Here is a 26,026-nt window from a genome sequence, read left to right on the forward strand (position 1 = left end):
GTCATGCGCCGCCTGCTCACCCATTTTTATGTATTTTTGCTCCTCGCCATTATTGGCTTAGGATGGAGCCTCGAGCAGGTCTGGCGGGATTACCAACCTGAGATTCCTCCTTGGTTTTCAGCCCTTACCCAAAGTGTGAGTTCACTCACCGCGCAAGCCGAATCACCCGATCAATTAAGCGAACAAATCGGCTTAGCCGTCGTGGTTGTGGGTGATGGTCGTGTGGGTTGGCCAGAAGCGGAGCAACGTCGCCTGCAGCAAGGAGAGGCATTGCCCGTATTTAGTGCCGACCAAAGCTTGTATTTGTACCTGAAGAAGGACGACGTGGTCTGGCGCATTGGTCCTATTGCCGATGGCACCGAATCCACCAACTATTGGTACCATCTTCTATTTTTTGTATTACTCGCCTTGCTCACCACCTTATGGATTCGCCCATTGGCCCGTGATCTGCACAGTTTAGAGAGCCATCTTAATACCTTTGCAACAGATCAGTCGCAAACCCTACAGTTACCCAAACGCAGTTTAATTCAGGGGTTGGCCAATAGCTTTAACCGCATGCGCAACCAGATTCAGCACTTACTGGGTTTACAGCGGGAGCTGACCAGCGCTGTATCCCACGATTTGCGCACCCCATTAGCACGCATGAAGTTTATCCTTGAAATGCCCGACAGCCCGGAAGTCCGCGAAGCCCTGTCTGAAAACGTGGAAGAGATGGAATCTCTGGTAGAAACCTTGCTCGACTATGCCCGATTGGAAGGCCAAGAAGAGCTTCTGGAGCTTAGTGCCGTGAATCTTACCGAGTTATGCGAAAACCTTGCTGAAAAACTCGAGCAGCTACCTGGGCCACCGATTTCTCTCCATTTACCCGCACAATGTGTGGTGGCCTGCGATGGTCATTATCTTGAGCGCGCAATACAAAACTTGGTACAAAATGCCCGCCGTCATGCGCTAGCGAAGGTGGCCGTGCATATAGAACCCAGCCCCAAACACATCCAGATTCACGTCGACGATGATGGTTCTGGCATTGCTGACCACGAAAAAGAACGGGTGCTACAGCCATTTGTTCGCTTAGAAACTAGCCGTTCACGCCAAAGTGGTGGGGTGGGTTTGGGCTTAACCATCGTCGCTCGCATTGTGGAGTGGCATCACGGTCGCATCGACATCACCCGCAGCCCTCTGGGTGGTTCTCGCTTTACTATGACACTCCCGCGGCGTACACAGTAATTCCTTTAAATCTGCACATTTAGGCCCTTTCATACACTTTTATACAAAATGACAACCTATTGAAAAATATTGCTTTTCTTGCTTCTCCTGAGTGTTCCTTATGCCGCCCCATATTGTGCTATTGAACTGAACTCATCAATATAAGCCTAAACTTATACACGGAGCACCCATGCACAAATGCATTCTGAGTGCTTTACTTGAAAGAGATAGGCAAAGAACGAGGTGAGGCTATGCGCACAATACAGCACGTTCTAACACAACAACGCACGCCCGTGCTTGTCGGCGCGTTTGCCTTGCTGTGCCTTGTGCCTTTTGCACTGACAGCCAATGAGACCGCCACGAGCGAGGCCGCTAAGCAGCCACCGCCGTTCTTCTTTTCCGACTGTTCTCATTTAGTGTTTGATTCGCGGGAAGGTGAAGAACTCACGCGGGCGGAACGCATCGCAGTACTCAACGCAGATATTGAAGCCAATTTGGGCAAACATGAAGCCTGCATGGCTGCGGCCGCTGCCGCCGGCCAAGATCGCATGAGTGACGCAGGTGCAACTGGCGGCGCCAATGGCGGCAGCGATACGGCTCAACAAACGGTTCAACAATCCAGTCCGACTCAGCAGGCTGAGGATGACCCACAGGAGCAAAGGGATCAAGCCCAACGCGACACCGCCGACCCTTCTCGAGAGCATCAGGGTAGTGAGCGTCAAACGGGAAGTTCTGCGGTATGCGACGCCATCAAAACAGGACTCGATGAAGCCACAACCGAAAGCGAAAAAGAGCATTTTGAAGCGTTAGCAAAAGAATATGGATGCCGGTCTTAAACAACACAAGTCGGCTTGCAATACATTAGGAGTACTTATGAATAACCCATGGCCTGTTTATCAAACGATAACGCGTTTAGTCGCCGGCGCATGCATTGCCTTGGCGCTGAGCGCCTGCCAAACCACGAATGTAAATTCGGTTGGTCCAAATGCGACTGGGCCAGGAGGAACCACCATTACCGGTACCCAAAACCGTACTTATAACTATCCGTCGGATGTGTATTTAAGTGTCGCCATCCCCGTGTTTGACCCAGGCTTGCCCATGGACTCACAGGGAAATCTGGATTACGGCAAAGTGCACGACTTAGATATTTGGCCCCAAGTGCGTCGCTTAGAAGCGAACCGATTTGCGGTGGATACTAAGCGCGCATTAGCCGAAACCAATGCTTTTAGCAATTTGAGCGTTACCCCCGATGCCAATGCATCGGCGGATGTGTATGTACTCGGTACCATTAACCACTCCGATACGGAAACCCTTAACCTTACCGTGCAAGTACGCGACGCAACCAACCACTTATGGGGCGAACGTACCTTTGAGTACCGCGTTCACGAAGGCTTTTATCGCGATGCCTTTAATCAGGGCAAGAACCCCTATGATCCTATGTTTAAAACCATTGCCAGCTATGTTTACGACTTGCTGCTAGATAGAACCGACGAGCAAAAGCTGACGATTCAGCGGGTTGGTCAATTGCGTTATGCCGCCATGTACAGCCCGGAATCGATGGCACCTTACATCAATGAGCGCAGCACTCGAAATGGCAATCGCTATACCCTCAACGGCTTCCCTGCAGAGAATGATCCGATGTTCCAGCGTATTCAGGTAATTCAAGCAGAAGATCAGGCGTTTATTGATAATCTGCAAACCAACTACGATGCCTTCTACGCAGAGAGTGATTCCAGTTATTTGGATTATCATCAGGAAACCTTACCCATCGCTGCGGAAATTCGCCGCGAAAAAGCGCGGCGGGCAAGTCAGCAAATCACTGCCGTATTAGCGGCTGTGGGTACCGCGTTGTTGATTCGTAACTCGGATTCAACGGCCGGTGAAGTTGGGGCCTATGTATTAGGAGCTACTTCCTTGTACAACCTATCTGGTGCGGTGGAGTCGAATCGCAACTTGCGCTTCCAGCGTCAGCAACTCAGCGAAATGGGTCAAAGTTTGGATATTAAAGTCACGCCACAAGTGGTGGAATTTAATAATCAACGCATTGAACTGCAAGGTAGTGCGCGTGAGCAGTACACCCAATTACGTGCTCAATTGCAGGCAATTCACGCCATTGAGTCTACTCCTGATCAGCAACTGTAAGGTACGCCGTGTCGAACATTGATGACTCTATCTCACGGGATAAACAGGAACGGCAGGCGCAGTTCAGAAAAATTGGATTAGGTAGTGTGGTGGTACTCATTGTACTCGCCTTTGGATATGGGGCTTGGGGGTTATGGAATGCCTTTGCCCCCACGCCCGGGCCAACTCCAGTCCCCGTCGTTGAAGAACCCCGCGAACGAGGTTCTGACGATACCGACCCTGAACAACGTCGCTTAGCCCAAGAAGCCTTATCAGCTACGCGCAGCCGACTGCAACGCGCTGAGCGCGAGCTCCAATTTGCCGAAACAAAAGCGACGACTCTGACCCGTTTGCGTAGCGATCTCGACGAAGCCGTTGCCACCTATACCTTGGGTTTCCATGCCCAAGCCAATGATCAGTTGGAGCGCATCAATAACGCACTCGACCAAGCAATTGCTGATTTTGAAAGCCGTTATACTCAGGCCTACATAAATGCCGCAGAGGCCTTTGCATTGGGGCAAATTGAACAAGCCGATCGCTACAATCGCGAGGCCTTGTTATTGAATCCCGACCACGAAGACGCCCGTGCTCTGCAAGCTCGCATTGATGTGTACACGGATGTGCAGGCGTTACTCGAACGTGCCCATGTCGCCAAAATGGAAAACCAGTTAGAACGGCAACGTGATTACTTACGGGAAATAACTCTTTTAGATCCCGCCCATGATGATGCCGCACACCGCTTACGTGAGGTTGAACAAGAGCTCACCGAGCAAGCCTATTTGTCAGCGCTGAATCAAGCCATTCGTGCTCTCGATGCGGGGGAGTTGCAACAAGCCCAAGCCGCTGTGCAGCGTGCTAATGGAATTATCCCTAACCGAGCGGAAACCGTAAGCCTGCGCAGCCGAATTCAAACGGCAATCAATGCCCGAGAATTACAAACTATCGAACAGCAATTAGTGGCATTTGCCGCCGCCGATGAATGGTCAACCGTGGCCATGGTTGCGAATAACGCCTTACAACGCCACCCAGGACACCCGGCATCTCAGCAAGCGTTAGAAAAAGCGCAACAGATTCAGCAGGTGCGCTCTCGGGTAAGCAATTACATCGCGCGCCCGGAGCGCTTGAATGATCTCACCGTATTGGCTAATGCCCAGCAAACTCTAAAAGCGGGCGAAGTCTTTGCTAACGACAGTCCCCGTCTGGCCGCTGAGCTTGATACCTTGCATGAACTCATCGAAGAAGCCAATCAGCCGATTGAGGTCATTCTTAGCAGTGATAACCGCACTTTCGTGCGGGTTCTCGGTGTCGGTAACGTGGGAATTCATAATGAATACACTTTTTCCTTGAAACCTGGGGTGTACCAATTTGAAGGGCGCCGCGAAGGCTACCGTTCAAAGATCATCACCGTGACCGTAGCACGTGATGCTGCACCAGTAAGAGTGAGGTTGGTGTGCGATGAACGCGTCTAACGATAAGCAAAACCCAAATGCACCCGAGCAAGAGCAATCGGAGAACCGTGGGGGCGAAACCGAGACGCCGCCAAAACGTCATGCCATCGACGACGGTATAGACTCGGGTATCAAAAAACATCGTCTCTTTGTGGTGCTAAGCGCCGCAATCATGGCGGTGTTGCTGTTACTGTATTTGAGCTGGATTACGTTGCTGGAAGGCTATGCCATTGTAATCGGCCCCGAGGATGCCCATCCCCATGCCACAGTAGAGCGCGTCTCCGGTATTGGTTTTGTTGCAGGCACCACCGTGTATACCTTAGGTGGCTCACTGGAGATTGAAGCATCGGCCCCTCTGTATTACAGTCAGCGCGTACAACTAAACCAACAAAGCCCGCCGCGCATTGATATCTTGCTCGAGCCGTTACCGGCCCAGCTCACGGCAACCACCGAACCGGCCCTCGTTGATGGCGAATGGCGCATTGATGGTACCTACCGTTTTACCGGAGCAATCGCCGAGTTCGAACTGCCCGAAGGCACCTACGAACTTACGTTCTCCCATCCATTTTTTCATGACACGTCCACCATTATTGAGGCAGACAAAGGGGCGGAGTTAAATCATACCTTTGCCCTAGAGCCGATCCTTGGCCGCCTAGAGATCGCGTCGTCACCCGCAGGCGCTCGCGTGACCATTAATGGCGAAGAGGCAGGGGTCACACCCTTGCAACTGGATCGCGTCGGTGGTGAATATGAGGTCGTCGTGCGCGCCGAGGGTTACGAGCCCATTGTGGATACCCTCACCGTTCGCCAACAACGACCGGTGGACCAACGGAATTACCAACTTGATCTACTTAAAGCAACGCTCGTCGCCAATGTAACCCCTAGCGGCGGTGTGCTTGTGGTCAATGATCAGCCGGTAAGCAATCCTGCGCGAGTGAACGCGAATGAATCCTTGCGCGTGCGCTACGAAAAAGCCGGTTATCAAAGCCAAGAGCAGACACTGCGGCTGGCGCCAGATAGCCGTGAAACCGTGCAATTTCGGTTAGAACCGGAAATGGGTCAGGTGCGCATCACTGCCAATAAGCCCGCACAAGTGTGGATAAACGGCCAACTACAAGGCACCACACCGCTGACGCTTACTTTGCAAGCATTACCCCAACAAATTGAGTTTCGTCGCGAATATTACCGTAGCCAACGGGTTTCGGTGACCCCCAGTGCCGCCACTACCCGAGCGGTGCATGGCGAGTTGATGGAAGAGTTCGATGCGCGCCGGGCAGAAAACAAACCCCTGTTCGCCAATACCATCGGTATCCAATTGCTGCCGGTGCAGCCGAGCAGCTTCACCATGGGGTCGCCGATGACGGAAACCGGGCGTCTGCGCAATGAGATTCAGCGACCTGTCTCCTTTACCCGCAATTTTTGGGTTTCCGAGAAGCACATCACCGAAGGGCAGTTTGCCCGCTTTCGAAATGCAGGCGACACCGAAAGCACACTGCCGGTAACCAATGTGAGCTGGCTCGATGCGGCGCGTTTTACCAATTGGTTAAGCGAACAAGAAGGCTTGATTCCGTTTTATATCATTCAGAACAATGCCCTCGTGGGCGTGCGCCAAGAATCCCGCGGGTATCGGTTACCTAGCGAGGCCGAATGGGAGTTTATTGCCAAACATTATCGGCGCGCGGCGCGCACCACCTATGTCTGGGGCAATCAATCAAATCTACGCGAAGGCATCGCAAACTTTGCTGATGAAGCCTTACGGGGTGAGCAAACCTTTGTGCTCGCCAACTATAAAGACTCCCATAAAGACCTTGCGCCGGTAGGCAGTTACGCTGCCGATCGGAATGGATTCTATGATCTCGATGGAAATGTCCGGGAATGGGTACACGACCGCTATGGATTAATTCCGGCATCGCCACCGGCGCTGGCGGACGCTAAAACTGATTATTTGGGCCCAGACAGTGGCCGCGGCAACGTGGTGAAAGGGGCTTCCTATTTAACCGGACAAGCGCACTTGCTGCGCGCGAGCGTTCGTTACCAAGGCACCGAGCCGGAGGGCGACATTGGCTTTCGCATTGCCCGATATCATGATTAACTAAGTTTTTCTTGGAGGTGGTGACATGAAAAAGCGACTTCTAATCGTGCTTGGCATTATTCTGTTACTTGCGGCAGCCAGCGCCGCTGCGTACTTCGTGTCGTTAGACGCGCCGCAGGATTTTCCAACTAACATTTAAGTTTGGATGAGGGATACACCCATGGAACCCAATCGTACTGATGGCACAATGAACCCGGGAGTGCTTGTGAGCCTCATCGTGGTGGCCATTTCATTTACTCTCGTGCAGCTGTTATACGCGGGGATTATTCGACCCAACGCAGAATATGCGGTCGCCACTCAAGGCACCATGTCGGTATCGTCGATTTGGGTGATTCTCAATGGCATTGAACAACAAATCTGTATTTCCTTGATGTTGGTCGCCATCTTTTTGATGGGTTACAAGATTTGGCGATTAATCGACGAAGAGGCCATTTATAGTCGCGATTTTCTCTCGGATCATGACAAAGCCCAGCCCCTCGACACCAAACGCGCTCTCGATCAATTAGAAAGCTCGCGATATCGTGATAACCCCGCGTTGGCAACGTGGATTATGTGTATCCGCCGTTTTCAAAATACCAATAATGTACAGCACGCCGCGGATGCCATTGCCTCGTCAGTGGATAACGTGGCTTCGCAACTGGAAAACGGCAACAACATGATTCGCTATATGATTTGGGCGATTCCCAGTATTGGATTCGTGGGTACGGTGCGCGGGATTGGGATGGCGCTTGCCCAAGCAGATGAAGCCCTAGCGGGCGATATCTCGGGGATGACCGCATCCTTGGGTTTGGCGTTTAACTCTACGCTGGTGGCCTTGTTGATTTCACTCCTGTTGATGTATTTGATGCATCTGCTCAATAGCCGCCAAGACACCATGGTGTTGAATATCCAAAGCTCCTGTGAAAAGAGCTTACTGTCGCACTTGCACCGGTAAGCCCGTATGAAATTTCGGCGCCGTTCCTCAGATGGATTTAATATGTCGTTTATCGACGTGATGGCCTGTGGCCTTGGCGCTGTTATTCTTATTTTTATTCTCATCGACTTTTACGCCGCACGCATTGACCCGAGCGATGAAATTAACCGCCTTGAGGCCGAGCTGGCCGAACTAGCTGCCGCGGAAGTTGAGATTGAAGAGGCCGTGGATGATGTAATTTCTGCTCTCGCGGATGCCCGTGCCATGCAGGAAGAATCGGAACAGGCACAACAAGAAAGTCGGGCCCGCCAGCAAGCATTATTGCAGCAAGTGTCGCAGCAATTAGCGGTGATCGCTGAGCTACAAGATGAGCTTGCCGCCCTGGCCGCGGTGGAAACACCCGACGCGGCGGTGCGGTTAGAAGGTACCGGTGAGGAAAACTACATTACCGGCATGGTCGTGGAAGGGCGTGAGATTGGCATTTTGTTTGATCGCTCCGCATCCATGATGGACGACAACCTCATTGATATACTAAGGGCGTTAGCGTACCCACCCGAGCAGCGCAAACTTACCGCAAAATGGCGACGCACCGTGCGCGTTGGTCAGTGGTTGCTCGCCCGCATTCCAGAGTCGTCAAATGTTACCGTGGTATCATTTTCCAACACTGCAGAAGTACTTGGCCCCAATACCATTAACGCTGCACGAGACGGCAATGCCTTAGATGCGATTTCAAAAGCGTTTGAAGAGGTCGTGCCCGATGGCGGTACCAATTTGCTATTAGGCATGCAAACCTTGCTTGCAGCCAACCCCAACATTACCGATGTGTATTTGATCACCGATGGTTTACCCACTCTCGGCGAAGGGCTCAGTTTACGCTGCCGCAACTTTATATCCCGCAATCGCTCCATCAGCTCTGATTGTCGTCGTGAACTTACCGTGCAAACCATTCGACGGGTGCCCGGTCGCTATCGCATGAACGTGATTTTGCTGCCCCTGAAGGGCGATCCCTATGCCGCATCGATGTATTGGGAATGGACCAACGCAAGCAAAGGCATTCTGCTTGCCCCAGCAGATGAGTGGCCATAATGAGTAGACGTCCACGGATCAAGCGTCCACCCATCGAGATTTTTAATCTTTCGTTTCTGGATATTATTGCCTGTGCCTTTGGCGCCATTGTGCTGTTAGTGTTGCTCGCCAAAAACAACGAAGTGCCCGCGGAGATGTCTGCTGAAGATGTAATGGTGCGCATTGAGCGATTGATGGCGGTGAAACAGCGCGTCAATGAGCTACAAGAACGGCTGTTAGCCGAAGAAGAGGCCTTACAGATGGCGGAAGCGGAAGCTGCGAGCATTCTTGAAGGGGAAGACGCGCTCGAAGCCTCGCTGCCACGGGCACAACAAAGTATCGCTCGTCTGCAAGGGCAAGCTCAGTCACTGCGCGAACAAATACGCCGCGAGCAGGCACGTATTCAGGTGCCTAGTGCGCCGGAAGAGCCGTCTTCCATGGTAGGCGGCATCCCCACGGATGCCGAGTATGTGATTTTCGTGATTGATACCTCAGGATCCATGTCGGTTGGAGGCGGTTGGCAGCAAGTCACGAACGTGCTAACCGATATTATTCGCAATCATCCTGAACTCAAGGGCTTTCAAATTATTGATGCCGACGGAAAATACATGTTCTCCAACCAGCAAGGGCGTTGGCTTACAGATTCGCCGTCCATGCGCCGCCGCGCCATCCAAGGTCTGCAGAATTTTCGAGGTGGCGGAAGTGCCCCTGAAGTAGGCATGATGCAAGCATTACGGCAATATCGAAATCACCAAGGAAAAACCAGCATGTATGTGTTTGGAGACGACTTCCGCCCAGGCACCTTGGATGAGGTCGTGATGGAGATTACCCGACTGAACCAAGGTCTTGATGGTGAGCCACGTTGGCGTATACATGGAGTAGGGTTCCATCGGGAACGTTGGGGCGATGCCCCCCAATTCGCTGCCTTTATGAAAGCCGTTACTGAGCGAAATCGCGGCTCATTCGTGGCATTGCCAAATTAAATGAAACTGCGTTTAAAATGCGTAAATCCATGGCAGGATGTAAAAATCCCGCTAGGATAAAGATAACAAAATGACGATCACGTCAGGTAAAGGAGTGAAGGATGAAACGCATTTATTGGGCCGTTATGGTGATTTTTGCCGCAGTGTTGTTGCTAAGCGCAATCCCGTGGTTTGGCATCTATACCTTTCCCATGAAATATCCCACTGTCTTTTTTAGCGATTGGCTCACCGTGGTGGATAGCCTATTACGGTTATTCTTTATCATCTTACCGATCATGGCATTGATCGGCGCTCTACGGGAACGCAGTTATTTCTTTACCAGTGCATTTATGCACACGCTCGTTGCTTCGTATTTTCAGGTATCCGTAATTTACGGGCTAAACCGCATCCCTCTGGATCTTGGCCCACTGAATGCCTATCCGATTTGGGTAGTTAATGGCGTGGTCGCCATCGCTATTTTGGTGGCCCATACCGTTGGCCGTGGCGCGGCGCGCTAACAAGCGCTGATAAAACACAACAAGGTGGCCTAAGGGCCACCCGTGAGTGCACGCAATAGCTCATCATTATCTAAATTATTGCCAAAAAAGCTGGTATGCCGGCTCTTCACTTTAATAACCCGCATCGTTGGCGACGCTTGGCAGGGCTCTACCGCGCTTTGTCGCTCTTCCGTAACGACCCAATCATGTCGTAAGCTTTGCAGAATCACCGACAGCACCCCGTGCAGAGCCACGGCACCGATTTTCCGAATACGACCGCCCTCAACCGTATCTACCGTAAAGCGTCCCGCGATGGGTACCAGTACCGTATCCGGTGGCGTCGCAGGATTTAAAATCGCTTGATTAAGCGGGTCGTCTTTATTCATCGAGCGAATGCCATCAAGAAAGCTCAGTACATGGCCTGAGTGCTGCGCTAAGGCATTCACGAAGGTGAGCATAGCACTGGGCGGGGTGATGCGTTTTAAGGCGTTACAGAGTGCCGACAGGCGACCCGGTAAACGCGTATATTCCACATGATTCGCCCCCGCGACGGTAACGGCTCGGGCAATCTTAAACTTATTTCCACGGCAGGCTAAGCATTTGAGTAGCAGCGCCCCGCGGGAGAAGCCCATCGCGGTAATGGGATGCGCAAATTCATTGTCACCCAGCATGGCTTCCAAACGCTCGGCGTTCTTATCCGGTGATAGGAATACCGTATCGTGATCGAAAGCAAGAATCTGCTCAAAGTGCCCGTTATCGATCAGTTGTTGCAAAAACACGGCCTGAGTACTGGCGTCATTTTTCTTACGCTCGAAAAGACCACCATAGGTACCACGGGTCGACGAAAAGGTGCCGTGAAGCAGCAACAAGGTGCGTTTATTAAAGTCGATATCGTTGGCGGTCACGTCGGTAAAATAATAAGAGCCCGGTGCCGTATTCCAAATTTGTAAGTTATGTCTATTTAGGGCCAAGCGCTCCGCCACCCGTTTCAATACATCCTGAGACGTACTATTTTGGCGCTTAAAAACCAGCGCTTTGATCACCAGCTTCGAGGCACTGCGGCTCGTACTTTTCAGCACGATTCCATTGTCTGTTTCCACTGCTTCGAAATCTGCCGATGGATACACTGGAATTTGGTAATTCAGTCGATCCCGATTTTCACAATCACCATTGGCCGTGGGCTCCGGAAGTAGGTATTCAATTTCTGTGTCGAAAGGGTCGTCGATCTTGTTTTTCCACGCACCTGTTGCCGTGCGTTGATAGAACACCAAGGCACCTTCATCCGGCTTCACAAAAAGGGTAAGACGCATTTTAGGCAGCTCATCGAGGGTAAACCCATCGCGCAATTCCGGCAGAGGTTTGGGGGTAAAACTAATGTAGCGCTCGATCACAGCCGCTTCGGGATCTTGATTAAAGTGCTCGGCTCGCCCCATCCGTACCATGCGAATCTCTTCCATCGTGGCTTCGCCGGCGAGCTCTGCAGAAGATTGCACGCTGCCGTAATCAGAGCACATAATGGTACCGCGCAAAGGTGGCATTTCCGTATCCCAGCCACCCAAGGTACCCCAAATTCCGTCGGGAACGCCCTCTTCCTCACCCCTCAATCGACGCCGATCTCGACGCGATACACGGTCGTTACGGCGCACACCCAAAGGAATATACCGTTGTTCATCGCGGGACGACGAGAGCATGGCTCCGCCCGCATTCAGTTTAATTTTCATGATAGGCTCCTAGGTTTTAGCGAGGAACCACGCTTTCCACCCCAAAACCGTTCTTCCTTAACGAGAGATCCATGCCGCACCCTGACGATTTGAACGACACTCGTAGTTAACATTAGAAGAGCACGGAGCGTTTACCAGAGGGTTTTCCCTCAAGTGTTCGCAAACCCGCGATACTAAGTTGATTACGTGATAAATTTAGATCACGCTGGAATGAAACAATTTCTCTATAAAACGCGTATCTGAGCACATACCTCACACTTTCTATAGCAGGAGTATCCATGGCAGAGCAGGATTACACCCCACCTAACGTATGGAAATGGGAACCCGGAAACGGCGGTAAATTTGCCAATATTAATCGACCCACTGCGGGCGCTCGAGTCGAGCGGGATTTGCCTGTAGGCAAGCATCCATTGCAACTGTATTCGCTCGCAACCCCCAATGGCGTGAAGGTAACGGTGTTACTGGAAGAGCTGCTGGCGCGGGGTATTAGCGCCGCTGAATACGATGCCTGGATGATTAACATTATGGAGGGCGACCAATTTGGTAGCGGTTTTGTTGCCGCAAACCCGAATTCAAAAATCCCCGCGATGGTTGATCACAGCACACAACCGCCGATCCGTGTGTTTGAATCAGGGTCGATTTTGCTCTATTTAGCGGATAAGTTCGGCGAATTCATACCCAAAGATCCGGCGAAGCGCACCGAATGTTTGAACTGGCTATTTTGGCAGATGGGCAGCGCACCGATTCTTGGCGGCGGCTTTGGTCATTTCTATGCTTACGCCCCTGAGAAATACCAATATCCTATCGACCGTTACACCATGGAAGTGAAGCGCCAGCTTGATGTGCTCGACCAACAGTTAGCCAAACACCCCTACGTGGCTGGCGACGAGTACACCATTGCAGATATCGCGATTTGGCCTTGGTATGGCGCCTTGGTGCGCAATGAAGTTTATGAAGCAGCGGAATTTCTACAAGCCCATACCTATACACACGTGGTGAAGTGGGCCGAGAAAATTGCCCAGCGTCCGGCCGTGAAACGGGGGCAAATGGTAAACCGCGCGTGGGGCGAGCCCCATGAGCAATTGATTGAGCGCCACGATGCCAGTGATTTTGAACTGCGCACGGAAGACAAGAAGGAATGATTGGCGCGCCTTAACTATACTCATGGGTACACCCATTAGATGTTGAGGCTGATATGAAAAAAGCGGTAAGCCGTGACGACATTCTTGATGCAGCCCTCACCCTAGGTAGCGACTTAGGGTGGGAAAAGCTCACACTGCATCAGATTGCCCGCTATTTACATATTTCTCTGGCGCAAATTCATCGGGAATTTCCGCAAAAAGACGATATCGTCGATGCGTGGCTGGACCAAGCCGATCAAGAGATGCTCGCGCAGTTTCCAAAACACTCCAGCGATGTCCATGTGGGCGACGACCACAGCCCAAACAGCCCTTTGACCACCACCGAGCGATTGCAACTGGCCATGCAAAGCTGGCTCGATGCCCTCGCGCCTTATCATAAGCTCACCGGCGACATGCTGTTATACAAACTTGAACCCGGCCATTTTCATTTACAGGCGGCAGGCTTGTTGCGGATCAGTCGCACCGTGCAATGGTTTCGGGAAGCCGCCGAGCTGAAAGCCAGTCATATCCAACGTATTGGCCAAGAAATTGCCTTAAGTAGTCTGTTTATTGGCATTTTTGTGTATTGGTTAAACGATAAATCACCCAATCAATTGAATACTCGGGCGCAATTGCAAAAAGCGTTACGGCGGGGTGATCGTATAAGTCTGTGGACATAACCCATGGATCCCATTACCCATGCTGCGGCCGGTGCCCTTGCGGGAAGTGCAGTACGGCGCTTACTGCGATTACAGCGCCAACCTGAGTCGAACGATCCAACGATAGGCCGCCTGGATATAAGCCAAAATCAGGCGCTTTTTATTGGCGCCCTTGCCGGCTTGCTTCCCGATATGGATATTCTCAGCTACGTTATTAGCCCGCTGCATTACCATGCCTATTGGCACGGTACCTATACCCATTCCCTCTTACTCGCGCCTCTGTGGGCAGGGCTATTTGCATTACTCCTGATAGTCATTCAGAGAGGGCTCTGCTCCGCTCGCGCGCGACCATCATTTTCGATCATCTATTGGATTGGCCTCGCCGGCATTTTTTCCCACATCGCCCTTGATCTGATTACCGCTTGGGATGTCGGTATTTGGCTGCCACTCAGTCAAGAACGGGTGTCGTTCGGTCTTATTTTCCTGGTTGATCTGATCTTTAGCGCAAGTATCTTGCTTGGCCTGTGGGCGGTATACCGACAGTGGAAACCCTGGATACTCATCTGTAGCTTAACCTTTGCCATGGCGTGGCTCGGTTTTGCCTATGTGCAGAAACAAGAAGCGATCCAGATTGCCCATAAAACACATCCGAATTTGCCGCAGCAACTGGCCGCATGGCCGCAACCATTCTCAGTGTTTCATTGGAAGTTAGTGACAGGAGGCCACGATGGGTTTTGGCAAGCACATGTGCGTATCAGCAATCGCGCGCCATTACAGTGGCCATTGCCGCTGATTCAGGACACCGTCGATGGCTTTACTCCGCCCCATAATCTGCACTGGCAATTCTACCCCACGGCACCCAACGCCGATGCAAAACGAGCCTGGGAGCATCCTGCGTTTAGCCCAGTGCGCGACTTTAAAACCTATCCGATATTTATGGAACAGGACGCCCTCGGCTGTGTTTGGTTTACCGATTTGCTTTATGTCATCCCCGAGCAAACACCGCCGTTTGTTTACGGCTTTTGCGAGCATCCTGATGGGAGGTTCACGGTGGAGCGCAAACCTTCTGTGAATCTGTTTAATCGTCGTTCGATAGCACGTTAAACATTTACTCTCGCAATATTTTCTCCATCTTTTTGCCTTTTGCCAGCTCGTCGATCAGTTTGTCGAGCCAGCGAATTTTCTGCATCAGTGGATCCTCCACCTCTTCCACGCGAACACCGCACACCACACCTTTAATCAGATGGCAATTAGGATGCATCGATGGCGCTTCGCCGAAAAAGGTCGCAAAGTCGACCTGCTTTTCGATTTGCGCCTCAAGACCCGCTTGATCGTAGCCCGTTAGCCAGCAAATAATCCGATCTACGTCGTTTTTGCTTTGGTTCTTACGCTCTACCTTTTGCACATACATGGGATAAACCTTGGCAAATGCCATCGCAAAAATTGGATGTTTCGACATGGTTCCTCCTGTTTAAATGTTCAGCTAGCGGCCAAAGAACAACTTCATCAGAGCATTGATGAAATACGCCGACAATAAACCAAATAAAATATGAAAGCCGTTGATCTTAATCGACTTCAACAACAGCATTTTTGTTAACCACGGATTTTCACGCTTGAGCTTAGCTAACTTTACTCTTCCGTCTGCAGTTAATGAGAGATTCACAAAGGTGCTGTTGTTTGGGGTTTGTATCTTTGCGCTCACGTACCCTTTTTCGATCAATTCAGCGATGAATCTGCGCGAAACAAACTTGTCTGAATCAATTCTCACTGGATAGAGCCCAGCCTGTATTTTCGAAAGGGTTGTTATATATTCGCCTTTATCCATATCTAAGCCATTCCTAGAATCGTCTTGGGCCGTCGTATGTTCAACATCGTGCTTCCACGCGAAAATTGCAGCGCCTTTAAAAGTGACGCTAGATCTCAAACCGCCGCAGCGTAAACTCATAATCGTTACTTACAGGAATGCGCACAACATCTCCTCTTACGCCTGGCCGATACTTTCGCCAATCCCATTCACCATCAACGAGAACAATATTGTGTAACCCAAACCGTTTCATATCCGCTAGAGAATAATCGACACCTTGTTTCGGGCCGGACCCGTGCCTTAGGTTGTGAACGACGAGTCGCAACAATGTGGGCCTATTACGCTGACCATAGACCGCGAGCATATTATCGACTTCGAGTTCGGCAAAAAACTCTGTTTCCGAAGCCCGGATAACATCTAACCATTGATCAAAAACTTTCTGCGTGTCCTCGGCTACCTTCCAATTTTCTTGCCATGCACTACCGTGCCAGATCAACACCGAATCTTTGCGCAGGTATTTGGTTTTACCCGCAGGGAATACATAATTTGCACAAGAAGAGGCACACAGATCGAGAACTTCCACATCGAGTTCATGCTGAACAATCCAACGCCCCAGCTCAAGTCCAAGCCGAATTTCGCCACCCGTACTTGAAATCAAAAGTCGAGTCGGTTTATTCGAGGCTTGTTCATAGGCTTCGAAAAGCGCCTTGTTCGACGCCTCCGAGAGAGACCCGGTATACACCAATTGCCCATCCTTGATGCCTGCGTAGGACGGCTCATTCGCAAAATCGGGGGCATTAACGGTACTCCCGCATCCGCTGAGTATGGCGACAATGACCAGTAGGAGTGTCTTCATCCGTGCTTTATTTCCTTTGTGACTGTATTTTTATGCACATTAGGTAACCAACTGCAAAAACGTTTAATCTTTCTATCTAGAGAACTGAACCAATCAATGTTTAGATATTTCTAGGTGAATCATACCCAACCAGGCTAACGATCACGAAACCTGTTCGTTCCTAAACGCTTAAAACTTAAGAGAGATTGCAGGATTAGGCAAGGTAATATTCGGGCTCAAAGCACTTTTGTACGTCACCGTTATATTCTTAATTTCCTTATTTTTCTGTGGCCTGCGAGGACGGTGCAAAATATTGCCTCCATCGAAAAAGGCAGATAAAGTCAGACACTTAAACAAGATTGCCCCCATAGGAGGAACCATGAAAAAGTTATTCATTTTAATCGCCCTAGCTCTGGTGAGCAGCAGTACGTTCGCAGGCAGCATTTGCGATAAAGCAAATCAGGAGTTTTCAAATGCGGTGGCGGCATACAAGAAGGACGGCGCGACTGCTTTTATGAGAGAAGTTATAAAGAATGGCCCCTTAGAAAATGACGCACAAGCACTACAACAAGCGCAGGTTCTTGAGCAAATTGAACAATTTTTCGGCCCTATCGAAACGGCGTCAGTGTTGAGTACAAGACAGCTAGGGTCCAAATCATGCTATATCATTGGCATATTGGAATATGAAAATGGACCCGCGTTTGCAGTAGCAAATTATTACAGTGGTTCTAAAGGAGTAGGTGCAACGTCTATGTTTTTCCAAACTGAGCCGGAGCAAATATTGCCTAAAGAGTTCCTTTTTCAGTAACACATTGACGGGCTTCTGGGTCTTCGATTGTTAAGAAATCTGGCGAACACCGTGGGCATTAAAAGAACGCATGCAGTTGTAGAAACAACAGTTCATGTTCCTGTATATCCCGACCACTCAGAACACGACCCCCAACCCTGATTTGAGTAAATGGCCAAGGGGTATATTCCCAAACCATACTTTGCCTGCGGCTCGTTGAGCCCATGTCAGACTGCCACAACTCCGTTGTTAACTTCAAATTGTGACCATCACGCCAAAACCAATTGGCTTCCAACAAACCAATATCGTGCTCCTGTGATTGATCCGGGAGGGACGTGTCTTCAACCCGTCCGATCTCAGCGAGCCAGCCGATATTGCCCGTTCGGAATCCGCCGAACACACTGAGCATATTGCGCTCACCAAAATCCGTTTGATTACTATGAATACTCGCTCCACCTCGCCACGCTGAATGTACAAATTCAGCTCGAGCCGTCAGTGCTTTTCCTCTTAAGCTTTGGGCTCCTTCACTAACAACAAGTTGAAGATTCCACTGCCGAGCTTCTCTGCCAAGCAAAACAGCTGTATCTGGTGTGGTGAAATTCAATCCGGATATCTGCTTAACGAACGCGCTATCGTCTTCTAGTCGAAGCCCGTAAGGTAAATACATTCGCCCGGCCGCTATATACCATTGCCGTTCACCAAACCAATGCCGTGCATAGGCTTCACGGTTTAAACTTCCACCGGGCGCAATACGTTGATCAAAATAGATTTCAAGGTCAGGTAATGGCTGAATTTGCAGGTATACGCGTCCTTCGGACAACGCCATATCAGCCCGATCTTCCTGACCATCAATAGTGTGATAGGTGGTATCAGCACGCACATTGCCACCGATACGCAAGCCCGGGCCCAGTAACCCAGACCAAGGCTTGCTATCGTCTGATATCGGTCGTGCCGACATATTCATTTGAGCCCAAGCATTACCAAACTCGGTGCGCATCCCACCGCCATTAGGATTGGTATGGCACATGCTACAGTTGTAGCCAGTTTTCACAGCAATCCATGGCTCTGCTTTCGCGACACCCATGCCAAGACTAATCACGATCAATAATGTCAGCGTCACTCGCGATGTTTTCACTTTTCAGGCTCCACACTGAAAACTATTGACCAATCACTGCCGGGTTGACCAGTGCCTTGTCCATCGACTAGTTCACCGAAGTATCCCATTAATGCATAAGGCCCCGTTCCTGCAACATGCAGTTCATAGACACCCCCTGCCAACCAAACGTGCTCCGCCACATTCACTATCACTCGGTTGGGATATTCGGGATCAAATTGAAAATCTAACTCATAAATTTCCGTTGCCAATCCAGTTGCAGGCTCCGGCTGATTCAACACGAGCAATCGAATACTTTGCTGATATAGGAACGCAGGCTCCAAAGGCTCCGAAAACCGAATAATCATTTGTCTTGGAACACTATCCATGGTGAGTCGCGTACCCTCAACAGGCCAGCCCGCCGAAACTTGTGGGGCGCCCATTGAGGCAGAAAATAAATGTTGTGTGCTTGAGTCCATATTATTGATCCACTGTCGTATCACGTTGATAACATTTTGGGATAAATAGGGACCCCCTTCTGGCATGCGTTCTCCGACTTCATTCGTGCCTTCGAGCTTATGAATGATGTAGCTATCGTCGGCGTTACCTGGATCTACTCGGTACAGGCTTGGAACCTGTGCGCTGGGAACATTAATCAGCATGTCAGCAGATACGCCACTTTCAAGACGCAAGCCTTCAGGAGCCGACGCTCCAGAATGACAAACGGAACAAATAGGTGTAAATACCTGAGATTGTATAGAGCTTAGGGTGGGTTGTAATGGATCCCCTCCGTTATAAGGATCTTCACCTGTATCACTGCCACCGCCAGAACCACCGCCTCCGCAACTGACAAGTAGTAACCCAACCACCGAAAGTACTGAGAACACGCTCAGGCCGTATTTAATGAAGTTACTCATACAGGCCTCCACATTTGCGTAACTCAACTAAAAGTATAGTATCTGGTAGCAATTTCGGAGGATCAAAGTTATTTAGTAAATCAAAGTCATAGAATGAGGGACGTTGACGTGGGTTTTGCGAGGGTTCGATTTAAACGACAAGTCGCTTTGCGATCAATGGATAAAAAACAGGCCGAAAATTAGAGACTCTAAGGTTCAGCCTGATATTCAACACGTTCTCAGACGCTAATTTTTAATCTTGTAACTCGTCCGTAACATCCACCAGGCAATACTAAAACAAGTGACAAGGAACAAAGTGATCATGGCCAAGCTAAAGCCCACATGCACATCGGCCACGCCGTAGAAACTCCAACGAAAACCATTGACTAAGTAAACCACCGGGTTAAACATGGTGATGGTTTGCCATAGGGGCGGGAGCATACTGATGGAGTAGAAGCTTCCACCAAGGAATACCAGCGGTGTAATGACCATGGTGGGAATTATCCCAAGACGTTCAAAGCTGTCGGCCCAGAGCCCGAGAATAAACCCAAATAGACTAAAGGTGACAGAAATAACCACGAGGAAGAGCAACATCCACAGCGGGTAGAGCACGGAAAAATCCACGAATAGCCGAGCGCTCACGAGAATGAGAAGCCCCAACAACACGGATTTCGTCGCCGCAGCGCCAACGTAGCCCAATATAATCTCGAAAGGGGTAATAGGGGCAGATAACACCTCATAAATCGTGCCGGTGAACTTCGGCATGTAAATACCCAACGAGGCATTTGACGTGCTTTCCGTCAGTACCGTGATCAGAATTAATCCGGGGACAATGTAAGCGGCATAGCTCACCCCGTCGATATCCATCATCCGCGAACCAATCGCTCCTCCGAACACAATGAAATACAATGACGTGGACAAGATAGGAGAAGCCAGACTCTGCATTAATGTGCGGAAGGTACGTGCCATCTCGAAGTGATAAATGGCCTTAACAGCATGATGATTCATACGCCCTCCGCCACTAAATTAACAAATATATCTTCCAGCGAACTCTGCCTCGTGTGCAGGTCTCGGTATTCGATTCCCTGCTCTTGCAGTGCCCTCAGAAGAACACTGATTTCATGTCCCGCATGGCTATCGTAAGTGTACACAAGCTGCGCGCCGTCTTTGCTCAGTGTGAGACCGTAAGGCGCCAGCGCTTCCGGTATCTGTTGAATCGGTTCAGCCAGTTCCAAAATCAGGTTTTTGCTTCCCAACCGGGTCATTAGGGTGTTTTTTTCTTCGACCAGAATCAGCTCACCTTTATTAATTACCCCGATACGGTCCGCCATTTCTTCGGCTTCTTCGATGTAGTGGGTCGTTAAAATAATGGTGACGCCATTGTCGCGAAGACGGCGAATCAGACCCCACATATCGCGCCGCAACTCCACATCCACGCCCGCCGTAGGCTCATCCAAAAACAGAATATCCGGCTGGTGTGACAGCGCTTTAGCAATCAGAACGCGGCGTTTCATGCCGCCGGATAAGGTCATAATCTTGCTCTTGCGCTTATCCCATAGCGATAACTCGCGCAGTAAGCTTTCCAAATACACGGGATCGGCAGGCTTGCCAAACATTCCCCGACTCAGAGTCACGGTATCCCACACCGTCTCAAACATGCTGACCGAGAGTTCCTGAGGCACCAAGCCGATTTTCTTGCGCACTTCCCGATAGTCACGAATTACATCTAAACCATCCACTTGGATGCTTCCCGGGCCTGGCTTTACCAACCCACACACAATGCTGATTAGTGTGGTTTTACCCGCGCCATTGGGCCCCAACAGCGCGAGAATTTTACCGCGTTCGACTTGCAAGCTTACATCGTTTAGCGCCTTGTGCCCCGACGGGTACTGTTTGCTTAAATTTTGAATATCAAGAATGTATGAATTCATGCTGTCAGGATCTCTGAATCATGTTGTATTTCGCCTTCGTGATTGTACTCCGGTGAGATCACAATAAAACCTCCGATTGTCACTTATTTGGTAAAGACGACTGATATCGAGTGCTGAATCGTGTTGCTAAGCCTTTGGAAAGTGTGGCATAACTAGTGGCCTACACAAAAAAAGCAAAGCGATTCTTGATTGATTTCCGTTCATTAGAGCGCCGCATTTATCGTATTCAATTTATGTATAAATCAGACATGAGTGTTAAGGAAATGGTCGATAAACACGCGCAGAATGCCGCAAAGCATATGAACCCATTTGGCTATTTTCACAATCGGAAATACTATCGTTGAGAGAACAAGCCACCCGGCAGACAGGTCGGTAACTCGATGTCGTTGGATGACTTATAAAGCCAAAATCCACATCACTATAAGGGCATGGAATGAACGATATCCACTATGCAGGTTTTTGGGTGCGCGTTGGCGCCGCATTAATTGATACCGTACTATTAATGATGGTTGTATTGCCCGTCTTATTCGCGATTTACGGATTTGATTATTGGCGCAGCGATGCCCGTGTTCTCGGCTTTTGGGATCTACTGTTTAATTATATTTTCCCTGCTGTTGTGATTATTTTATTTTGGGTCTATCGCTCCGCAACGCCGGGCAAGATGTTGCTTGGCCTAAAAATAGTCGATGCAGAAACAGGACTGCCCGTGCCCACTGCCAGGTTAATTGGCCGTTACTTGGGCTATTACGTTTCCACGCTTCCGCTGCTGCTCGGCATCATTTGGGTGGGCATCGATAATAGAAAACAAGGCTGGCACGATAAACTCGCCGGCACAGTGGTGATCCATGATCCGCCGAGAAAACCGTACTAATAAAAAGGGCCGCTTGATGCGGCCCTTTGTGGCGTAGTAATAAAGTTTCATACTCGTCGAGCCGTAAGTTACTGATTTTTCGTTATCGAGATTTAGCACTGAAAAAATAAAGTATCATACTGAATGGCAATATTCGGGCTAAATCCACCCAGACTTAAGTAATAAAGTATCATACTCAAAATTGAATACCCTTCTTTAGGGGTATTAAAGCCACCTAAAATCATGCGTAAACTTATCACGGACGAGTCTGGATAAGTCTCCTCTATTAAGCGACAATTACGGTGGCCGGTCTAGCGACAATCATCTTGCCCGGTTGATCTGATAAGGTTCGGTACAGCAGAAAGGAGGAGTTCACTGTGCCGAGAACACGAATCACTGATCAACAGGCCGCTAGTTTCAGCGATTCCCATTGTCATTTATTTTGCAATCTTACAGCAACTCCTACCTATTGATGCTCTTAAAGTGGCCAATTTACAGGGCTTGTCGACTTACTGGCTGAGATCGCTTTGTTCAAATTCAGCTATCAGCGCGTGCGAGGTAGAGCCCTATTAGGAAGAGTATTAAGTTTGCTCGCACCCACACCCAAGACAAGAATAAATGTCTAAAAATATCTAAAAATGTCTAAACTATCCGGTTTTAGACTTTCGCCAAGACTTCCCCTCTGGCTCAATCAATCCCTCTTTTCTCATCGCTTGCAGAAGGTTTTTGATCTTATTATCCTTCTGGTTCGGATCCAGAACATCTGGTAATTTGTCTAAAAGCAATCCATTAATGTCTACACGTTTTGCAGTTCCGAATTTTCCAATATACTCAATAATCAACTGCTTATAATGTTGATCGTCAAAGGCTCTATTACGAATATATTGCGCCCGATCTCCGCTATGGTCTGCAACCTGGGCTGATATATGATAGTTGGGTTTGCGACCTTCAATAACTCCAAGGGCTTTTAGATGCTTGGCCTGCTCTTCTTTTAAAGGCTTTCGCTTTTGTACCCGGTCCATCAAGATGATGTCTTCCAAGGTCAACTCAGGATACTCAGCTAACTTCCTTGCGTACGCAATATCAATGACTCTACCTGTAATAGTTACCTGAACCCGATTATTACCGAGCTCATATTCAGGCAAAGGAAAGAATCGCTTCTTTTGAATAAGAAACATCTTCCGAATACCGCTACCAATGGTATCGATCATATTGAGATTCACCATGGCGTCTACCAAAAAGCGATTTCGATATCGACTCTCCGGAGCATCTGATTGGATCACTGACTCAACCGAACCAGGAATAAACAGGCCTAAATTGCTGAAACACAAACGACCATCTTCAAATTCAATTACCGAAACTTTCCCGCCAAGTTCGTAATCCTGATGGGCAATCGCATTATTCAATGCTTCTCGGATAATGTACGGATCGTACTGGTCGATTTCTTCGGGGAACAGCGTGCCTTCTTTCATATACCGGTACTTCAGATTCCGTATTTTATGGAATACTTCATCTACGCTTAGCAATAATGGGCAGTCAAAATGCTGATAGTCGCGCTCAAGCCCGTCTCTATCTTTAAGAATCCAAGTAACTGTTGCCGAAGCAGGGTTGAGAAAGTAGGACGATTCACTCTTACCTAATAACAAAATCGCTGTGCGTGTTATCTGATTATTTATCGTAAGCTTTGCTTTATTTAAAAATGTAATGTCATCCCAATGCTCGGCTTCATTGACCAGTTTAGGATTCTTCTGAAAAAACTTCTCGCGAGCTACCTTAATAGCTTCTGGGGCAAGATCATAAACAGAAGCCGATGGCACAACTTCTGCGCTCCAATCTGTCAAACGACTTTGAGAGCGTATTCGCTCAATTTCCTCCAAATTCAATGGTCCGAGAGATTCGCCATCTCTACCATAGTAGTGACCATCCCAAGCTATGGGTATGCCCTGTGGCGCTGCAGGTATTTCAAACATTAAAACTCGACCCTCGGAGTGATCGATCTCGTGTATAGCTACAAAGGTCAGCCGATTAGTGGTTTTGTCTGCGACTTCTTTTTTGAGAGATTGCAACTCTTTGGGGCTTGCTCGGAACTTGGTTCCAACAACAGTTTGATTGTCTTTAACCCCAAAAACCAACCAAGCTTGCTTAACCCGTTTCAAGTTTGCTTCGTTGCTTAAAGCTGAAAAATACCTTCCCAGCTTGTTGAAATCATAGTTTCTTTTCGCTTCTTTGAACTCAACGATTTCGTTTTCGCTATTGCAACGAAGTAAAATCTCTAACTGTTGTTTCATTTTGACTGATACCGCCATTTTGCTGCCACAACACTAATTTGCTCAATTGTCATCGCCTGTTGCTGCCAGCCTTTATCGAAATCCACATCATTTGAACGAGGTAGTTGCTCTTCTGATAAGCTACGAATCATCACTCTAGTTGGCAGGGTTGCTGCTTGACCAACAAAGATAGCCTCTTGACGCCTTAAGCCAGAAAGCATTTTGGTTAAACCGGACATCGAATCAGGTAACACACTACGAACATGCTCGCGGTCGGCATCATTGGTTATTCGAAGTACAATCCATGAATTGCATTGCGACAACACTGTTGCTTCAACTTCACTCGGTCTTTGCGAAACTAATAACAGACCAACGCCATATTTTCGACCTTCCTTTGCAATTCGACGAATTGCAGATTGAGCAGCCTCATATTGAGCTTCACCTCTATTCGGTACGTATCGGTGTGCCTCTTCACACACCAAAAGTACTGGGCTATTTTGCCGCTCAGCCTCGGTTTGCCAGACTTTGAGTTGAAAAACGATTCTCGCGATTGCAGCGCTAGCTACCCCTGCCACTTCATTAGGTACACCAGACAAGTCAACAATTTGCACTGTGGTTTGCTGCGTTAAGAACTGATTGACGACTGTAGGTAACGGATCTTTGTCGCCATCCCAACTTTCCATCATAAATTTAAGTCGACCATCTTTTAGCAATGAATCTATTTTTCGAATAACTCGACTAAAATCCTCATGCTGCTTTTTATCTTTGTTTTCTGGTCGCTGTGCGTTGATGGCGCCGATTAATCCTTCTTCGTAGCGTACTCCATCTTTGAATCCGAAATGATCTAAGCCTTCTGCACTTCCAATAATGTAAGGAATCGGCGAATCAACCGTTAATTGGTTCTTATCAAGACCAAGCTGTCCAGCTGCTGCCTCACGAACCGCTATTAGCGCATTTTTAACAATATTTGATTGTGATGTTGCTGCAAACTCGGTCTTGCCGATAAACAAACTCAGTGACTCCTCTAAATCGAGGAGCCAATACGGTAGTTTCAGTGACCCTTCATCGGTAGACAACCTTTGGTGATCTGGGAACGCTTTTCCATATTCATTATGTGGATCAAGAATAATGATTTGCGGATGCCAATGCTCATGATTCGCTATCTGACCTCGTTCAAGAATACTGTGAATAACCGCCGCAACGGTTCCTGATTTACCGGCACCGGTGGAGCCAAGAATGGCAGTGTGCTTACCTAGCAATTCATTCAGTTCTGCGTAACAAGGGGCACCACCAGAACCAACATGCTCACCCAGTTGAATAACGGCCCCTTTGGCATCACCGTAAATAAATCTGAGTTCTGATTTAGGCGTCAGGTAAATAGTTTGCTGAGGAAGTGGGTAAGTGGCGACACCGCGTTCAAATTCAAGGGCAAATTCATTATCTCCCTTCTTGCGCCATTCACCCTCACCAAATAAATCCGCTTCAATAATGCGTTCATCAGAAGAGGCAATAGGCAAGCCCTTTTCTAGCTGGTAGTCAGCCTTCATACGTAATCGACTGACTAAGCCATAAATAGAGCGGCGGCCAAAATGAACTTTGATGATTGATCCAAATTGGCCAATTGGATAGTTTTCACCAGCAAATACGCGGGATAAGTCTGAAATAGTAGGGTCGAGCTCGGCGATAATGCGCGATCCATCTACCTCAATAATTTTTCCGATAGAGAGATTCTCGATAGGTTTTATGTATTTGTTATCCATA

General features: G+C 49.1%; 25 protein-coding genes. 15 read left to right on the plus strand and 10 right to left on the minus strand.

Going from position 1 to position 26,026, the window contains the following annotated elements:
- The first annotated feature begins 3 nt into the window (after nucleotides 1-3).
- The 9 genes from FM042_RS06770 (at nucleotide 4) to FM042_RS06810 (ending at nucleotide 10,322) form a co-directional block, all read left to right on the plus strand.
- On the plus strand, nucleotides 4-1,224 hold the full coding sequence (locus FM042_RS06770) for an ATP-binding protein (protein ID WP_143235668.1): 1,221 nt from the start codon (nucleotides 4-6) through the stop codon (nucleotides 1,222-1,224).
- Between the two features lie 230 nt (nucleotides 1,225-1,454).
- Complete coding sequence (locus FM042_RS06775; protein ID WP_143235669.1) at nucleotides 1,455-2,039, plus strand: hypothetical protein; 585 nt, start codon at nucleotides 1,455-1,457, stop codon at nucleotides 2,037-2,039.
- A 37-nt stretch (nucleotides 2,040-2,076) separates the two neighbouring features.
- Entirely contained in the window at nucleotides 2,077-3,345 is a 1,269-nt protein-coding gene (locus FM042_RS06780; protein WP_143235670.1) for a hypothetical protein, read from the plus strand.
- Nucleotides 3,346-3,353: 8 nt separating this feature from the next.
- On the plus strand, nucleotides 3,354-4,793 hold the full coding sequence (locus FM042_RS06785) for a tetratricopeptide repeat protein (protein ID WP_143235671.1): 1,440 nt from the start codon (nucleotides 3,354-3,356) through the stop codon (nucleotides 4,791-4,793).
- Nucleotides 4,780-6,864, plus strand: a complete 2,085-nt coding sequence (locus tag FM042_RS06790) for an SUMF1/EgtB/PvdO family nonheme iron enzyme (protein ID WP_143235672.1) — start codon at nucleotides 4,780-4,782, stop codon at nucleotides 6,862-6,864. The genes FM042_RS06785 and FM042_RS06790 overlap by 14 nt, the downstream gene beginning before the upstream one ends.
- A gap of 160 nt (nucleotides 6,865-7,024) precedes the next feature.
- Nucleotides 7,025-7,798, plus strand: a complete 774-nt coding sequence (locus tag FM042_RS06795; RefSeq protein WP_143235673.1) for a MotA/TolQ/ExbB proton channel family protein — start codon at nucleotides 7,025-7,027, stop codon at nucleotides 7,796-7,798.
- A gap of 42 nt (nucleotides 7,799-7,840) precedes the next feature.
- Nucleotides 7,841-8,863 (plus strand): vWA domain-containing protein, encoded by a 1,023-nt coding sequence (locus FM042_RS06800; protein ID WP_232366395.1) that lies wholly within the window; start codon nucleotides 7,841-7,843, stop codon nucleotides 8,861-8,863.
- A complete protein-coding gene (locus tag FM042_RS06805; protein ID WP_143235675.1) occupies nucleotides 8,863-9,825 on the plus strand; it encodes a vWA domain-containing protein in 963 nt (320 codons plus the stop codon). The genes FM042_RS06800 and FM042_RS06805 overlap by 1 nt, the downstream gene beginning before the upstream one ends.
- A gap of 101 nt (nucleotides 9,826-9,926) precedes the next feature.
- A complete protein-coding gene (locus FM042_RS06810) occupies nucleotides 9,927-10,322 on the plus strand; it encodes a hypothetical protein (RefSeq protein WP_143235676.1) in 396 nt (131 codons plus the stop codon).
- Nucleotides 10,323-10,351: 29 nt separating this feature from the next.
- Here FM042_RS06810 and FM042_RS06815 read toward each other — a convergent pair whose 3' ends face one another.
- Nucleotides 10,352-12,022 (minus strand): DUF7379 domain-containing protein, encoded by a 1,671-nt coding sequence (locus tag FM042_RS06815; RefSeq protein WP_143235677.1) that lies wholly within the window; start codon nucleotides 12,020-12,022, stop codon nucleotides 10,352-10,354.
- Between the two features lie 278 nt (nucleotides 12,023-12,300).
- On the opposite strand from FM042_RS06815, the gene yghU reads away from it, so the two are divergent.
- From yghU to FM042_RS06830, 3 genes are read left to right on the plus strand one after another with little or no spacing between them, the layout of a single operon-like run.
- Nucleotides 12,301-13,164: a glutathione-dependent disulfide-bond oxidoreductase gene (gene yghU / locus FM042_RS06820; protein ID WP_143235678.1), complete on the plus strand. Its 864-nt coding sequence runs from the start codon at nucleotides 12,301-12,303 to the stop codon at nucleotides 13,162-13,164.
- A 53-nt stretch (nucleotides 13,165-13,217) separates the two neighbouring features.
- A complete protein-coding gene (locus FM042_RS06825; protein ID WP_143235679.1) occupies nucleotides 13,218-13,823 on the plus strand; it encodes a TetR/AcrR family transcriptional regulator in 606 nt (201 codons plus the stop codon).
- A gap of 3 nt (nucleotides 13,824-13,826) precedes the next feature.
- A complete protein-coding gene (locus FM042_RS06830; RefSeq protein ID WP_143235680.1) occupies nucleotides 13,827-14,906 on the plus strand; it encodes a metal-dependent hydrolase in 1,080 nt (359 codons plus the stop codon).
- Nucleotides 14,907-14,910: 4 nt separating this feature from the next.
- Here the strand turns inward: FM042_RS06830 and FM042_RS06835 are convergent, their stop codons facing one another.
- The 3 genes from FM042_RS06835 to FM042_RS06845 form a co-directional block, all read right to left on the minus strand.
- Nucleotides 14,911-15,261 (minus strand): DUF2200 domain-containing protein, encoded by a 351-nt coding sequence (locus FM042_RS06835; RefSeq protein ID WP_143235681.1) that lies wholly within the window; start codon nucleotides 15,259-15,261, stop codon nucleotides 14,911-14,913.
- 24 nt (nucleotides 15,262-15,285) lie between these two features.
- Entirely contained in the window at nucleotides 15,286-15,627 is a 342-nt protein-coding gene (locus tag FM042_RS06840; RefSeq protein ID WP_143235682.1) for a hypothetical protein, read from the minus strand.
- Between the two features lie 88 nt (nucleotides 15,628-15,715).
- Nucleotides 15,716-16,462 (minus strand): hypothetical protein, encoded by a 747-nt coding sequence (locus tag FM042_RS06845; RefSeq protein WP_143235683.1) that lies wholly within the window; start codon nucleotides 16,460-16,462, stop codon nucleotides 15,716-15,718.
- A gap of 358 nt (nucleotides 16,463-16,820) precedes the next feature.
- Between FM042_RS06845 and FM042_RS06850 the strand changes: the two genes are divergently transcribed.
- On the plus strand, nucleotides 16,821-17,249 hold the full coding sequence (locus FM042_RS06850) for a hypothetical protein (protein WP_143235684.1): 429 nt from the start codon (nucleotides 16,821-16,823) through the stop codon (nucleotides 17,247-17,249).
- A 58-nt stretch (nucleotides 17,250-17,307) separates the two neighbouring features.
- On the opposite strand, the gene FM042_RS06855 is transcribed toward FM042_RS06850, so the two are convergent.
- The 4 genes from FM042_RS06855 to FM042_RS06870 all read right to left on the minus strand — a co-directional run bounded on the left by FM042_RS06855 (nucleotide 17,308) and on the right by FM042_RS06870 (nucleotide 21,148).
- The gene (locus FM042_RS06855; protein ID WP_143235685.1) at nucleotides 17,308-18,363 is read right to left on the minus strand and encodes a hypothetical protein; all 1,056 of its coding nucleotides are present in this window, start codon (nucleotides 18,361-18,363) and stop codon (nucleotides 17,308-17,310) included.
- Nucleotides 18,360-19,238, minus strand: coding sequence for a hypothetical protein (locus FM042_RS06860; RefSeq protein ID WP_143235686.1), 879 nt, complete (start codon nucleotides 19,236-19,238; stop codon nucleotides 18,360-18,362). Before FM042_RS06860 ends, FM042_RS06855 begins: the two co-directional genes overlap by 4 nt.
- A 225-nt stretch (nucleotides 19,239-19,463) precedes the next feature.
- A complete protein-coding gene (locus tag FM042_RS06865; protein WP_143235687.1) occupies nucleotides 19,464-20,225 on the minus strand; it encodes an ABC transporter permease in 762 nt (253 codons plus the stop codon).
- Nucleotides 20,222-21,148, minus strand: coding sequence for an ABC transporter ATP-binding protein (locus FM042_RS06870; RefSeq protein WP_143235688.1), 927 nt, complete (start codon nucleotides 21,146-21,148; stop codon nucleotides 20,222-20,224). The genes FM042_RS06865 and FM042_RS06870 overlap by 4 nt, the downstream gene beginning before the upstream one ends.
- Before the next feature lie 155 nt (nucleotides 21,149-21,303).
- Here FM042_RS06870 and FM042_RS06875 point away from each other — a divergent pair, with 155 nt between their 5' ends.
- On the plus strand, nucleotides 21,304-21,492 hold the full coding sequence (locus FM042_RS06875) for a hypothetical protein (protein ID WP_143235689.1): 189 nt from the start codon (nucleotides 21,304-21,306) through the stop codon (nucleotides 21,490-21,492).
- 89 nt (nucleotides 21,493-21,581) lie between these two features.
- Entirely contained in the window at nucleotides 21,582-22,019 is a 438-nt protein-coding gene (locus FM042_RS06880) for an RDD family protein (protein ID WP_143235690.1), read from the plus strand.
- A 626-nt stretch (nucleotides 22,020-22,645) separates the two neighbouring features.
- Here the strand turns inward: FM042_RS06880 and FM042_RS06885 are convergent.
- Both FM042_RS06885 and FM042_RS06890 read right to left on the minus strand, forming a co-directional pair.
- A complete protein-coding gene (locus FM042_RS06885) occupies nucleotides 22,646-24,286 on the minus strand; it encodes an RNA-binding domain-containing protein (protein ID WP_143235691.1) in 1,641 nt (546 codons plus the stop codon).
- Nucleotides 24,283-26,025, minus strand: a complete 1,743-nt coding sequence (locus tag FM042_RS06890; RefSeq protein WP_143235692.1) for an ATP-binding protein — start codon at nucleotides 26,023-26,025, stop codon at nucleotides 24,283-24,285. Before FM042_RS06890 ends, FM042_RS06885 begins: the two co-directional genes overlap by 4 nt.
- Between the last annotated feature and the right edge of the window lies 1 nt (nucleotide 26,026).

The organism is Aliidiomarina halalkaliphila (assembly GCF_007096385.1).
In the GTDB taxonomy this organism is placed as follows: Bacteria; Pseudomonadota; Gammaproteobacteria; order Enterobacterales; family Alteromonadaceae; genus Aliidiomarina; species Aliidiomarina halalkaliphila.